Origin of the sequence: Nonomuraea rubra (assembly GCF_014207985.1) — a bacterium.
In the GTDB taxonomy this organism is placed as follows: Bacteria; Actinomycetota; Actinomycetes; order Streptosporangiales; family Streptosporangiaceae; genus Nonomuraea; species Nonomuraea rubra.
In genome coordinates, this window is record NZ_JACHMI010000001.1 from 6,118,093 (window position 1) to 6,130,257 (window position 12,165).

At 74.6% G+C, this 12,165-nt stretch carries 15 protein-coding genes; 1 reads left to right on the plus strand and 14 read right to left on the minus strand.

The window, feature by feature from the left end; genetic code table 11:
- From HD593_RS27795 to thrC, 7 genes are all read right to left on the minus strand, one after another.
- Complete coding sequence (locus HD593_RS27795) at positions 1-606, minus strand: energy-coupling factor transporter transmembrane component T family protein (RefSeq protein WP_185105004.1); 606 nt, start codon at positions 604-606, stop codon at positions 1-3.
- Positions 603-1,280, minus strand: coding sequence for an energy-coupling factor ABC transporter ATP-binding protein (locus HD593_RS27800; protein WP_185105005.1), 678 nt, complete (start codon positions 1,278-1,280; stop codon positions 603-605). Before HD593_RS27800 ends, HD593_RS27795 begins: the two co-directional genes overlap by 4 nt.
- Positions 1,280-2,410: a thiolase family protein gene (locus HD593_RS27805; RefSeq protein WP_185105006.1), complete on the minus strand. Its 1,131-nt coding sequence runs from the start codon at positions 2,408-2,410 to the stop codon at positions 1,280-1,282. The genes HD593_RS27800 and HD593_RS27805 overlap by 1 nt, the downstream gene beginning before the upstream one ends.
- Position 2,411: 1 nt before the next feature.
- Positions 2,412-3,776 (minus strand): class I adenylate-forming enzyme family protein, encoded by a 1,365-nt coding sequence (locus HD593_RS27810; RefSeq protein WP_185105007.1) that lies wholly within the window; start codon positions 3,774-3,776, stop codon positions 2,412-2,414.
- Between the two features lie 7 nt (positions 3,777-3,783).
- A complete protein-coding gene (locus tag HD593_RS27815) occupies positions 3,784-4,383 on the minus strand; it encodes a biotin transporter BioY (RefSeq protein WP_185105008.1) in 600 nt (199 codons plus the stop codon).
- A gap of 24 nt (positions 4,384-4,407) precedes the next feature.
- Positions 4,408-5,070, minus strand: a complete 663-nt coding sequence (locus tag HD593_RS27820) for a DNA/RNA non-specific endonuclease (protein WP_185105009.1) — start codon at positions 5,068-5,070, stop codon at positions 4,408-4,410.
- Positions 5,071-5,231: 161 nt separating this feature from the next.
- Complete coding sequence (gene thrC / locus HD593_RS27825) at positions 5,232-6,296, minus strand: threonine synthase (protein ID WP_185105010.1); 1,065 nt, start codon at positions 6,294-6,296, stop codon at positions 5,232-5,234.
- Between the two features lie 64 nt (positions 6,297-6,360).
- On the opposite strand from thrC, the gene HD593_RS27830 reads away from it, so the two are divergent.
- Positions 6,361-7,176: a MurR/RpiR family transcriptional regulator gene (locus HD593_RS27830; protein WP_185105011.1), complete on the plus strand. Its 816-nt coding sequence runs from the start codon at positions 6,361-6,363 to the stop codon at positions 7,174-7,176.
- A gap of 22 nt (positions 7,177-7,198) precedes the next feature.
- Here HD593_RS27830 and HD593_RS27835 read toward each other — a convergent pair whose 3' ends face one another.
- The 7 genes from HD593_RS27835 to HD593_RS27865 all read right to left on the minus strand — a co-directional run bounded on the left by HD593_RS27835 (position 7,199) and on the right by HD593_RS27865 (position 12,149).
- Positions 7,199-7,726, minus strand: a complete 528-nt coding sequence (locus tag HD593_RS27835) for a GNAT family N-acetyltransferase (protein WP_185105012.1) — start codon at positions 7,724-7,726, stop codon at positions 7,199-7,201.
- Positions 7,727-7,743: 17 nt separating this feature from the next.
- Positions 7,744-8,310: a helix-turn-helix domain-containing protein gene (locus HD593_RS27840; protein ID WP_312903764.1), complete on the minus strand. Its 567-nt coding sequence runs from the start codon at positions 8,308-8,310 to the stop codon at positions 7,744-7,746.
- On the minus strand, positions 8,307-9,710 hold the full coding sequence (locus HD593_RS27845) for a hypothetical protein (RefSeq protein ID WP_246546751.1): 1,404 nt from the start codon (positions 9,708-9,710) through the stop codon (positions 8,307-8,309). The genes HD593_RS27840 and HD593_RS27845 overlap by 4 nt, the downstream gene beginning before the upstream one ends.
- 66 nt (positions 9,711-9,776) lie before the next feature.
- Entirely contained in the window at positions 9,777-10,598 is an 822-nt protein-coding gene (locus HD593_RS27850) for a hypothetical protein (RefSeq protein WP_185105014.1), read from the minus strand.
- Positions 10,598-11,152, minus strand: a complete 555-nt coding sequence (locus tag HD593_RS27855) for an RNA polymerase sigma factor (RefSeq protein ID WP_185105015.1) — start codon at positions 11,150-11,152, stop codon at positions 10,598-10,600. The genes HD593_RS27850 and HD593_RS27855 overlap by 1 nt, the downstream gene beginning before the upstream one ends.
- Positions 11,153-11,214: 62 nt before the next feature.
- Positions 11,215-11,508 (minus strand): DUF6204 family protein, encoded by a 294-nt coding sequence (locus HD593_RS27860; protein ID WP_185105016.1) that lies wholly within the window; start codon positions 11,506-11,508, stop codon positions 11,215-11,217.
- Between the two features lie 2 nt (positions 11,509-11,510).
- On the minus strand, positions 11,511-12,149 hold the full coding sequence (locus HD593_RS27865; protein WP_185105017.1) for a TetR/AcrR family transcriptional regulator: 639 nt from the start codon (positions 12,147-12,149) through the stop codon (positions 11,511-11,513).
- Positions 12,150-12,165 lie beyond the last annotated feature (16 nt).

Here is a 12,165-nt window from a genome sequence, read left to right on the forward strand (position 1 = left end):
TTAGTCGTCGAGGCCGCGCGCGCTCAGCGCCTCGCCCAGCGCGTCGGCGTGCCGCAGCGAGCTGACCACCAGCGGCACCGCGAACGCCCGCAGGCTGCGCTCGACGCCCCTGGCCCGCTGCGCCTCCCGCACCCGGCCGGCCAGCGAGGCCACCACCGGCACGCTGCGCACGGTCAGCGACAGCAGCAACGACAGCCGGAACGGGTCCAGCCCCACGAACCTGGCCGGCGACAGGCACCGCTCCAGCGTGCGCATCATGGCCGCGGTGCGGGTGGTGAGCGTGACCAGCCCGGCCAGCGCCACCGCCAGCACCACCCGCAGCGTCGTCGAGACCGCCCCGTCCAGGTCGGCGAAGACGAGCTGCATCCCGAACAGCGCCACCGCGAACCAGCGCACCGGCCGCACCTGCGCCCACGCCGCCGCCACACCCACCCGCGACAGCGCGTACAGGGCCGCGACCAGCACTCCCGCCACGGCCAGGGCCGCCGGCGAGCGCAGCAGCACCAGAGCGGTGCAGGCGGCGGCGAGAACGGCCAGCTTGGCGCCGGCGGGCAGGCGGTGCAGGACGGACGAGCCGGGGACGTAGGCGCCCGTCAGGCCGTTCACGCCATGAGCTTCCTGTAGTGGCCGATGGCCTCCTGCGGGGTGCCGTCGGCGACGACGCGGCCCTCGTCGAGCACCAGCACCCGGTCGAAGCCGTCCAGCAGCGGCAGGTCGTGAGTGATCACCAGCACCTGCTGGGGCAGGTCGCGCACCAGGCCGGCGACCTGGCGGGAGTGGCGCAGGTCCAGCAGCGTGGTCGGCTCGTCCATGACCAGGATCTCCGGCTCCAGCACCATGATCGAGCACAGTGCCAGGAGCTGCTTCTGGCCGCCGGACAGGTGGTGGGCGGGATGGTCGGCGTGATCGGCCAGGCCGTAGCGGGAAAGGACCTCGGCCACGCGCCGATCGACCTCCTCGCGCGCCAGGCCCTTGCGGCGCAGCGAGAACGCCACGTCCTCGGCCACCGTGGGCATCACGATCTGCGCGTCGGGGTCGGTGAACAGGAAGCCGACGCCGCGCCTGATCCTGGCGGCGTGGCGGCGGGTGTCCAGGCCGAGCACGGTGACGCTGCCCGAGGTGGGCAGCGCCAGGCCGTTGACCAGGCGGGCCAGGGTGCTCTTGCCGGAGCCGTTGGCGCCGACCACGCCGACGCGCCGCTCCGCCAGGCAGGCGGTGACGCCGCGCAGCACGTCGCGCTGCCCGAGCCGCACCTGCACGTCGGCGAACTCGATCGCCATCACACCACCTCGAACAGCGCGGCCACGCCGAGCCCGCCGCCGACCGCGGCGGCCGCCAGGCCCAGCGTCCCCGGCGGCGCGGCGGCCCGCACGAGCCTGCTGAACAGCCTCGTCACCACCACGGCCCCGGTGGCGCCCCACGGATGGCCCAGCGCTAGTGCCCCGCCGTCGGGGCAGACGCGGCCGTCGTCGCCGCCCAGCGGGTCGAGCCCGAGCGCGTCGGTCACGGCCAGCACCTGCGCCGCGAACGCCTCCACGATCTCCACCGCCGCGACCCGCTCCATGTCCACCCCCGTACGCGCCAGCACCCGGCGGATCGCCGGCACCGGCCCCCATCCGGGCAGCCCGGGATCGCATCCGACGACGGCCCCGGCCACCAGCCTCATCCCCGGCAGGCCCGCGCGCAGCTGCTCCGGCACGATGGCCACGGCCGCCGCGCCGTCGCTGACCGGGGAGGAATTACCGGCCGTCACTGTACCTCCCGCGACGAACGCCGCAGGCAGGCGGGCCAGGGACGCCTCCCGCAGCGGGCGCGGGCGCTGGTCGTCGTGGCGGCCGCCGACGGGGACGATCTCCTGCTCGAAGCGCCCCGCCTGCCTGGCCGCCAGGGCGCGGGCGTGGCTGCGGCAGGCGTAGGCGTCCTGGCGGTCGCGGCCGATGCCGTACGCCGCCGCGAGCGCCTCCGCGGCCGGACCCATGTCGGGGTCGGGATGGCCGTCCGGGGTGAACGGCGCCCGCTCGTACGGCTCCGCCGCCCCCCTGAACGTGCGCAGCGGCGCCGTCGAGGCGCTCTCCGCCCCGCCGGCGATCACCAGGTCCGCCTCCCCCGCGCGGACCGCCTGCCCGGCCACCAGGATCGCGGCCAGCCCGCTGCCGCACTGCCGGTCCACCGTCAGCCCGGGCACCTCGTGCCCCAGCCCGGCGGCCAGCGCCGACACCCTGGCCACGTTCCCGCCGGGGCCCATGCAGTTGCCCAGCACCACGTCGCCGGCCCGCCGCCCGGGCACGTCGGCGGCGACGGCGGCGATCACGGGGGCGGCCAGCCGGTCGACGGTCAGCTCCTTGTAGGCGTGGCCGGCGGTGCCGATGGGCGTGCGCCGGGCCGCCACCACCACAGGGGTGTCGTCCATGTCAGGCCAGCCGCCGGATCTCGGGGTCGCCGCCGGCCAGCCGGGCCGCGACCAGCGCCCGGGCGGGCTTGCCCGTCGGGTTGCGCGGCAGGCTCGGCACCACGAACCAGCGGCGGGGCCGCTGCGCCGCGTCCAGCCCGCCCCTGGCCGTGGCCTCCAGCAGGGCGCGCTGCGGCGTGGCCGCCCGCCCGGCCTCGACGACGGCCGTCACCACCGAGCCCAGGGACGGGTGCGGCAGGCCGACCACCACGATGTCGTGCACGCCCGGCACGTTCCTGAGCACCTCCTCGACGTCCTCGGGCACGACGGTGGCGCCGCCGGTCTGGATCGCGCCGTCGCCGCGCCCGCGCAGCCGCAGCGGCTGCCCTTCCCGGTACGGCTCGGCGAGGTCGCCGACGGTCACCCAGCCGTCATCGTCGCGGCGCAGCGGCCCGGCCGCGCCGGCCAGGTAGCCCTCCGCCAGCCAGGGCGAGCGGGCCCACACCTCGCCGAGCGGCCCGTGGGCGCCGGTGCGCACCTCGATCCGCACGCCGGGAAAGGGCCGCAGCCCGCCCCCGTCGGTGTCCACGGCCACGAACGACAGCTCGGTGGCCCCGTAGTACGACACGACGCGCACGCCGGCCGCGGCGGCGTCCGCCCGCGAGCCAGGGGCGAGCGCCGCGCCGCCGACCACGGCCATGCGGAGCGAGCCGGGCTGCCGGAGCACGTCGGGCAGCCGGTGCGGCACCACGTGCACGACGCTCGCCCGCGCCAGGTGGCCGGCCAGGGAGCGGCCCGGCCACCTGCCGGGCAGGACGGCCGTCGCGCCGGTGGCCAGGGCGTGCAGGGCGGCGAAGGCGTACAGGGAGGAGACGAGCGGGCCCGGCACCAGCACGACGTCGTCGGGGCCGATCCCGGTCAGATCGCCGAGATGCGGGTAGGAGCCGGTCCACGAGGCGCGGGTGCGCACGATGGCGCGGGGGCGGCCGGTGCTGCCGGAGCTGAAGCACGCCCAGGCCAGGTCGTCCGGGCCGGCCTCGGTGCGTACGGGCGGGCCCGGCACGTACGGGAGCGGCGTGTCGAGGCGGGCGGCGAGGTGCTCGCCGGTGACCTGGTCCCACCGCTCGCGGTCCCAGGCGTGGTCGCCCACCAGCGGAGTGGCCCCGGCCAGGTCGGCCGCCAGCACGGCGGTGATCAGCTCCACGGGGTCGGCCAGGGCGACGCCGACCAGGGCGCCGGGGCCGATGCCCCGGCCGCGCAGGTGACGGGCGGCGCCGTCGATCTTGCCGGCGAGCTGGGCGTAGGTGAGCTCGCCCTCGGGGCCGCACACGGCGAGCCGAGACGGGCGCCCGGCGGCGTGCGACAGGACGTCACGGGCTACGGGCATCGAAGGGTCAACGCCCCCCGTCCGAGCGCACGCGTTCGCGGTGCACGGCGGGCACCGCGTCGGGGTAGGCGCGCTGCGTGCCCCTGGCCACGACCGCGGTCAGCCCGGCCTTGATCAGGTCGCCGGGCAGGAAGAGGAGGGTGCTCCACGCCGCCGCGCCGAGCGTCATCCCGCTGACGAGCGCCCAGACGGGAATCCCGAACAGATAGATCACGCCGACGCAACCTACCAAGCAGGCCAGGAACAACCGCAGGGTGCTCGGGCTGCGGCCCGCCCGCTCCACCAGCCACCCGGTCACCGCGGCCCCCGGAAGCCAGCCGATCAGGAACCCTGCCGACGGCCCGGTGAACAACCCGAGCCCGCCCCGCCCGCCGGCCGCCAGCGGCAGCCCGGCGGCGATCAGCACGAGCAGCACCAGGACGGCCAGCGCGGCCCGCCACGAGCCCAGGATCACCCCCGCCAGCATCACGCCCATCGTCTGCAGCGTGATGGGAACGGCCGCACCGAAGACGTTCAGCGTGCCGGGCACGCCGAGTACGGCGATGAGTGCCGCGAACACGGCCACCCTCGCCAGGGTCTGCATCGCGAACCCGCGCTGTCTCTTCATGCAGTCGATCCCACACCACGACGGTCACGGACGGGCATGGAGGGATCCCACAACATTGCGGCGGATCATCTGCTGGCGACCGATACCGTTCCCACAGAACTCCTGGAACGCCTTGGCGATCTCCTCCTGCCGGGTTCGCAGCTCCTTGGCGGTGAGCTCGCGGTTCGGCAGGGCGAACTCCAGCGTCCTGGAGGCCGACAGGGAGATCCGGATCTGGTCGGGCACGAGGGCCGTGCGGCCGGGGTAACGCAGGCGGACCCGGTAGTCGGTGACGGCGCCGTCGCCCTCCAGGCAGGCGCGGGCGCCGTCCTCGACGCGTTTCATCAGGCCCTGGTTGATCTGCCTGCCCCGCATGGGGACGAGGTTGTAGCGCAGGCCGACGCCGTCGAAGGAGGCGGCGATGAGGTGGCCGCCGTTCCAGTCGCCGCGCCCGCCCCACTCGCCCACCGTGCTCTGGCACGCGGTGCGCGGGGCGGACCTGTCGACGAGCTTCCTGGCCAGGGCCTCGGCGGGGCGTCCGGCGTCGTCGGTGGTGAAGGTCTGGCGGTGGGCGTGGTAGGTGTGGGCCGGCTTCAGGTGGCGCTCGCAGGGAGCGCTGTCGGGCGCGTACGCGGGGGCCGCCGCCCCGGCGGTGAGCAGCAGGGCGGCGGCGCTCGCGCGGCGCAGGGCAGGGAGAAGTGCGGGCACGGTGGCGTTCCTCTCGCGGAAGGGGAGTTCGCCGGCCAGGCGCAGTAGGCCGATGGAGGGGCGGGCAAATGGCCTTATCGGCCGCCTCGTCGGCTTTGTCGCGACATTCGTGCCCGTGACCTGAGTCACATAACGTTACCTTGTGGTTACTGTTGGTTGTTTCAGGCGGCCAGGCGCAGGGCGCGGGCCACGTCCGCGGTGGCGGCCGAGGTTTCGGTCGAGGTGTAGCCGTCACGCAGGGAGGCGTCGAGGTCCTTCAGCCCGTTGCCGCTGAGGGTGATCACGATGCGCAGGCCCGGCTCCAGCTCGCCCCTGGCGTGCAGGTCGAGCAGGCCCGCCACCCCGGCCGCCGAGGCCGGCTCGGCGAAGACGCCGTCACGGCGGGCCACCAGCCGGTACGCCTCGAAGATCTGCTCGTCGGTCACCGCGGCGATCAGCCCGCCTGACTCGTCGCGGGCCGCCAGGGCGCCGTCCCAGGTGGCCGGGTGGCCGATGTTGATCGCGGTGGCCGCCGTGCGCGGCTCGGCGACGGGCTCGCCGCGTACGAGCGGGGCCGCGCCGGCCGCCTGGAACCCCCACAGGCGCGGCAGCCCGGACGTCAGCCCGGCCTCGCGGTAGTTGCGGTAGCCGCCCCAGGTGGCGGTGATGTTGCCGCCGTTGCCCACCGGCAGGCAGTGCACGTCGGGCGCGTCGCCGAGGGCGTCGGCGATCTCGTACGCCACGGTGCGCTGCCCGGCCAGGCGCAGCTCGTTGCCCACCGAGTTGACCAGCGCGATCGGGTGGTGGGCGGCCAGCTCGCGGGCCACGCGCAGGCAGTCGTCGAAGGTGCCGTCGATCTCGACGATCTCGGCGCCGTAGCGTACGGCCTGGCTCAGCTTGCCCAGCGCGACGCCGCTCCTGGGCACCAGCACGGCCGCGGTCAGCCCGGCGCGGGCGGCGTAGGCGGCGGCCGAGGCGCTGGTGTTGCCGGTGGAGGCGCAGATGACGACCTCGGCGCCGGCTTCGGCGGCCCGGCTGATCGCCACCGTCATGCCACGGTCCTTGAACGAGCCGGTCGGGTTCGCGCCCTCGACCTTGAGCCAGACGTCGCAGCCGGTGAGCCCGGACAGGTGCTCCGAGCGCAGCAGCGGGGTGTTGCCCTCGTTGAGCGAGATGGACGGGGTGTCGGCGGTGACCGGCAGCCAGCGCCGATAGGGGCTGTCGATCAGGCCGTGCCAGGTAGTCATGGCCGCACCGTAACACTCGTTTCGTACATTTCGTCAAATGGAGGATGGTGTAACATTTGTCATTGTGGAGAACGATCCGATCGCGGCCCGGCTCGGCACCGTCTATCCCGAGCTGCCGCCCGGGGAGCGGGCCGTCGTGCGCGTGCTGCTCGACGATTATCCGTTCGCGGCGCTGGGCTCGCTGCGCGGCCTGGCCGAGCGGGCGGGGGTGAGCCCGCCGACGGCCTCGCGGCTGTTCGACCGGCTGGGGTTCGAGGGGTTCGCCGCGTTCCAGGCGGCCGTGCGCGACGGGGCGCGGGATCGCTCCCAGCTCCTGGAGCACGTCTCGGGGCCCGCGGGGCTGGGGCAGGCCGCGGAGGAGCTGCGGGCCGGGCTCGACGGCACCCTGAGTGCCGTGCCCGAACAGCTCTGCCACCAGGTGGCCGGGCTGCTGGCCGAGGCGCGCAGCGTGTGGGCGCTGGGCGGCCCGCTGAGCGAGCTGGCGGCCGAGTACCTGATCCGCCAGCTCGCCAGCCTGCGCCAGGGCGCGTACCGGGTGCCCGGCCCGGTGCCGGCGCGGGCACGTACGGTGCTGGACCTGGGGCCGTCCGACGTGGTCGTGGCCTACGACTTCCGCCGCTACTCCCCCGACACCGCCCGCTTCGTGCGCGCCGCGCACGAGCGGGGGGCGCGCCTGGTGCTGCTCACCGACGCCTGGGGGTCGCCGCTCGCCGCGCACGCGGAGGTGCTGATCAGCCTGCCGCGCGAGGCGAGCGGGCCGATCGCGCCGCTCGCGCACGAGATCGCGGTCACCGAGCTGCTGCTCGTCGCCACGGCCGCGCGGCTCGCGCCGGCCCGGCGGCTGGCCGACCTCGACGCGCTGACCCGGTCCCTGTCCTGATCTGCGGCGTCCTGATCGGCGGCTAGCCGGACGGTGTCAGGCGCTTGTAGAAGAAGCTGCAGTCGCGCAGGGTGCCGTCAGGGGAGGCGGCGTAGTCGGGGACGATGCCGTAGCGGGTCCAGCCGCCGGACAGGTAGACGTGCTCGGCGGTGCTGCCGGTCTCGGTGTCGAGCAGGAGCAGGGTGGCTCCGGAGTCCAGGGCGGCCTGCTCGGCCGTGGCCAGCAGGGCGCGTGACAGGCCCTGGCCGCGGGCGTCGCGGTGGACCATGAGCTTGACGATCTCGGCGCGGTGGCGGGCGTTGGCCTTGGCGGCCGGGATCAGGCTGACGGTGCCGGCCAGGACGCCGCCCAGGCGGCAGACCCACACGAGCTGGCTGCCCGCGGCCACCGCCGGGGCCTGCGCCCGCCACCACGCGGCCGCCGCCTCATGGCCGAACGGCTCGACGAACCCCAGCGAGGCGCCGTCGTCCACGGCGTCGGCCAGCAGCTCGGCCAGCTCCTTGACGCAGTGCTCGAACTCCCCGGCGGACAGGCGTGCGATGGTGCGCATGTGACCCCTTCTCATGATCAGGGCAGGACGACGAAGATCGCGTAACGGGACGGGCCGGGGCCCTGGCAGCGGAAGCGGGAGCCGCCCCACAGGCGGAAGCGCAGGCAGTCGCCCGCCTCCACGAGATGCGTGCGGCCGTTGGCGGTGATCTCCACCGCCCCCTCCAGGACCCAAATGTGCTGCTCCAGCCCCGGTACGGGCGGCGCGTCGTAGGCGATGTCGGCCCCCGGCCGCAGCGTCGACTCCACGACCTCGCCGCGCAGCCCCGGATGGGGCGGGGAGACCGAGCGGCGCACGAACCCCGACTCCTCGTCCCGCCACACCGGCTGCGCCGCGGCCGTCAGGACCTGCGGCGGCTCGTCCTCCACCTCGGCCAGCAGCCGGGACATCGTCCGCCCGTACACCTCGCACAGCTTGCCGAGCAGGGCCGCCGTGGGGCTGATCTCGCCGCGCTCCAGCCTCGACAGCGTCGATCGGCTGATGCCGGACCGGTGCGCCAGCTCCTCCAGCGGCCAGCCCCGCTCGACCCGCAGCTCGGCCAGGCGGTCGGCGAGCCGGGCGTCCACGGCCTCCAGGTTTCTCACATTTGGGATCGTATCCCACATCTGGGATGGGCGAGGCCGGCGGCCAGGCACGCGACCGGGATGACGGGCAAGACGTACCGGTGGTCGAAGTCCAGGACCGCGACCGGGCCGATCAGCAGGCCCATCGCCACCGCCCACGGCAGCAGCGCCACGCGGGGCCGCCGTACCGTGGCGACCGCGCCCAGCAGGAGGATCACTCCCAGGAACGGGCCGCGCAGGTAGGCGGCGTACTGGTAGGCGATGAGGAAGTCCGCGTACGGGGAGACCGACGACAGGCCGCGGATGTCCGGGTCGTACTCGCGCTTGACCTTGTCGATCAGGGGCTGATCGGGCAGCTCCCAGTGCCCGCTCCTGAAGCCGAACGCCGGGGTGGTGCGGTCGGGGTGCGGGATCGGGGTCCAGGAGAAGGCGATGGCCGTGTCGCGTACGACGTGGCCCAGGTAGTCCAGGGGCTGGGCGAGGATCGCGTCGATCGCGAACGAGCGGGCCAGGTCGTTGTGGGTGAAGCGGTCGCCTGGCAGCAGGTTGAGCGAGGCTCCGGGGGCCCACACGTACTCCGAGGCCGCGTCCACCTTCGTCCCGTTGGGGCACAGGCGGGCCAGGTCGGGCGGGGGCTGGATGCGGGCGCAGTCGGCGAACGTCATCGTGCGCGCCCACAGGGCGACGCCGTCGGCGCCGCTGATGGCGAACCGGCCGTGGTGCTGGGCGTACCAGGCGGCGTAGCCGGCCAGGGGCAGCGTGCCGGCCAGCACCAGCGCGGCCAGGCGCCGCCACCCCACCCGCCGCACGGCCAGCGCGAGCACCACGAGCAGGAGCAGCGGCAGCGCGATCGTCCTGGTCAGCGCCGCAGCCGCGAACAGCAGGCCCGCCCCGGCGGCGGCCCGCACGGACAACGCCGGCGACCACATCAGCACGGCCAGCCCGGCCACGACCAGGAAGATGAACTGCGTATCGGACAGCACGCCGTGCTCCAGCCGCAGGAAGGAGGCGTCGAAGAGCAGCGGCGCCGCCGCCGACGCCGCCACCCAGCCGGGCGCCGACCTGCGCCGCAGCACCGCGTAGAGCAACAGGCCGGTGCCCAGGCCGAGGGCGTGCTGGACGGCCGCGACCAGCTCCACGCTGTGGAACGGCAGCAGCGCCCGCAGCAGCAGCGGGTAGCCGATCGGGTGGAAGGTCGCCGACGGGGCAGGGTGCACGGCGGTGTCGAGGTAGGTGAAGGAGTCGTACCAGTAGAGCGTGACGGGGCGGTAGCCGAGCATCGTCACCACCCGCAGCACGGCGGCCAGGGCCAGCAGCGCGGCGAAGACGCGGTGGTCGGCGAGTACGGCGAGGCGGCGCTGCGCGGGCAGCGCCACCCGGGTGTCGGTGAGCACGCGGAATCCGATCGATCGTGAGGGCATGCCGAGGACGGCGCACGGCGGTGAGGCGGGCGCGCGCCCAGGAGGAGGCTCAGGGGTGAGCCGGGATCAGCAGCGGGACTCTGGCACCGGGCTGCGCTGGGTGCTGGGCTCGGCGCCGACCAGCAGGAGCGCCTGGCCGTCGGCGCTCATGACGCCGTCGTGCACGTACCAGCCGTCGGGCGCCGAGGGGCCGGCGGGCCGGCCGTAGGAGATGTAGGACGGCGTGACGCCCCGCTCGCGCAGCAGGGCCGAGACCTCGGCGACGGTCTGGTTCACGTAGTCCACGCAGTGCAGGGGCTCGCCGGGGATGGCGATGCCGGGCGGCATCTTGTACCGCTCGCCGGGCAGGGCGCGCCTGCCGAGCGTGATCTCGGCCTTCTTGCCGAAGTCGACCGGCACCTTCACCCCGATGGGGCAGCCCAGGAACCGCTCGCACGGGCCCGGGGAGTCGATCGTGGTGATCGGGCCCTCGACGGGCACCGGCCTGCCGGATCTGAGCCGGTCCAGGTCGTGGATCACGATCATCTGGCCCGTCAGGCTCGCGGAGGTCGGCACCAGGTCGAGCGTGATGTCCAGGCCCCTGGCGCGCAGCTCGCGCTGGTACACCTCGGGCTCGGCCATCAGGTCCTTGACCGTGATCACGTAGTGGTCGTCCACTATCTCGATGTCCAGCGCGGCGGAGGCGGGTGCCTGGGCGACGCCGAAGGACAGCAGGGCGGCCAGCGTGGCCAGCACCGGCACGGCCGCCCACCTGCGCGGCCGGCCGCGGCGGCGGGGCTCGGGGACGGGGACGGAGGTGATCTCCTCCAGCAGCTCCCTGGCGATCGGCGTGGCACCGGGGCCGGGGTCGGGCGCGATGCCGGCCACCAGGCGGTCGATCTCGTGCATCACATGGCCCCCTTCGTCATCGCGACGGCGCGCAGGCCGATGCGGGCCAGGTCGATGCCGACCGCGTCCAGGTGCGTGGCCAGCCGTTTGCGTGCCCGGTGCAGCCGCAGCCTGGCGTTGGCCCGCGAGCAGCCCAGGACGGTGGCGATCTCGTCGGAGCCCAGCCCCTCCCAGCCCGCCAGCGCGAGGATCTCCCGGTCGTCGGCGCTCAGCCGCGCGAACGCGTCCCGCACGCCCGACAGGCTCTCGCCGGCTTCCAGACGCTCCGCCCACACGGCGAGCTCGCGGCCGAGCCGCTCCACCAGCTCGCTGCGGCGCGACTCCGCGCGGCGGCCGTTGGCCAGCACGCGGCGGGCCACGCCGTACAGCCACAGGCGCGCGTCCCGCCCGTCCGGGATGTCGTCCAGGCGGCGCCAGGCCGTGGCGAACGTCTCGGCGAGCGCGTCGGCGGCGTCCTCGTGGGAGTCGGTACGCCGCCGGATGTAGGCGAGGATGTCGGCATAGGCGGCAACGTAGATCACCTCGAAGCGCTGTTTGCGGTCATCGTGGGACAACGCTGCCTTCTCTCATCCGGTAGGTCCGACATCTCATACCTGTCCGGACCCACCGGATAGTTTCACCCCGATTTCCGGCGAATTTTGATGTCCCGCATGTCGGTCACCGCGATCTTCAGGATCTCGTGCGGCAGGCCGTACGCCTCCAGTGCCGCCATCGCTCCCAGCGCCGCGTCGTCCTCACCGTCGTCCGGCGTCTCGGCCGGCACCTGGCAGCGGAAGGTGAACACCGACACGGTCGCGTCGTGCGTGAACGTGCCGGCCTCGGTGTACCCGGCGCCCGCCGCCGCCAGCACGGCGGCCCTGCCCGCGTCGTCGAGCCCCTTGAACTTGCCCCTGATCGTCACCCTGAACACGGTCACTCCCCTCGTACGGCGTAGGCCAGGACCCGCTCGCCCAGCACGCTCTCGGCCGCGTCCAGCAGCTCCAGCACGGCCCGCGCGATCGTGTCGGGCCGCTCCCCCGCCGCCGTGCGCCTGCCGATCTCCGACAGCACCAGCGCGTGCAGGCAGCCGAGGTGCCAGGCGATGACGCGCGGCAGCGGATCGTCCTCGGCGGCGCCGCTCTCCTCGGCCAGCAGCCTGGCCAGCGCGTCGGTCATCTGGTGGCCGAGCGCCTCCAGCCGGGCGGTGAGCGTGGGCGCGGCCCGCATCATCTCCAGCACCCGCCCGAACCCGGGCGTCAGGCCCACCTGGCGCTCGCGCCCGCGTACCTCCCGGCGCAGCCTGGCCAGCACCGCGGCCGCGGCCGACTCGCCGGGGGCGCGCTCGCGCACGATGTCGGCCAGCCGCTGCGGGGAGGCCTCCTCGGGCGGCAGCACCAGGTCCTCCTTGGCCGGGAAGTAGTTGTAGACGGTGTTCACCGACACCTCGGCGGCGGCCGCGACCTCGGCGATGGTGACGTGGTCGAAGCCGCGCTCGACGAACAGGCCGATGGCCACCTCGGAGATGCGCTGCCGGGTCTGCCGCTTCTTGCGCTCGCGCAGTCCTTCGGTCACAAAACTGAAGCGTACT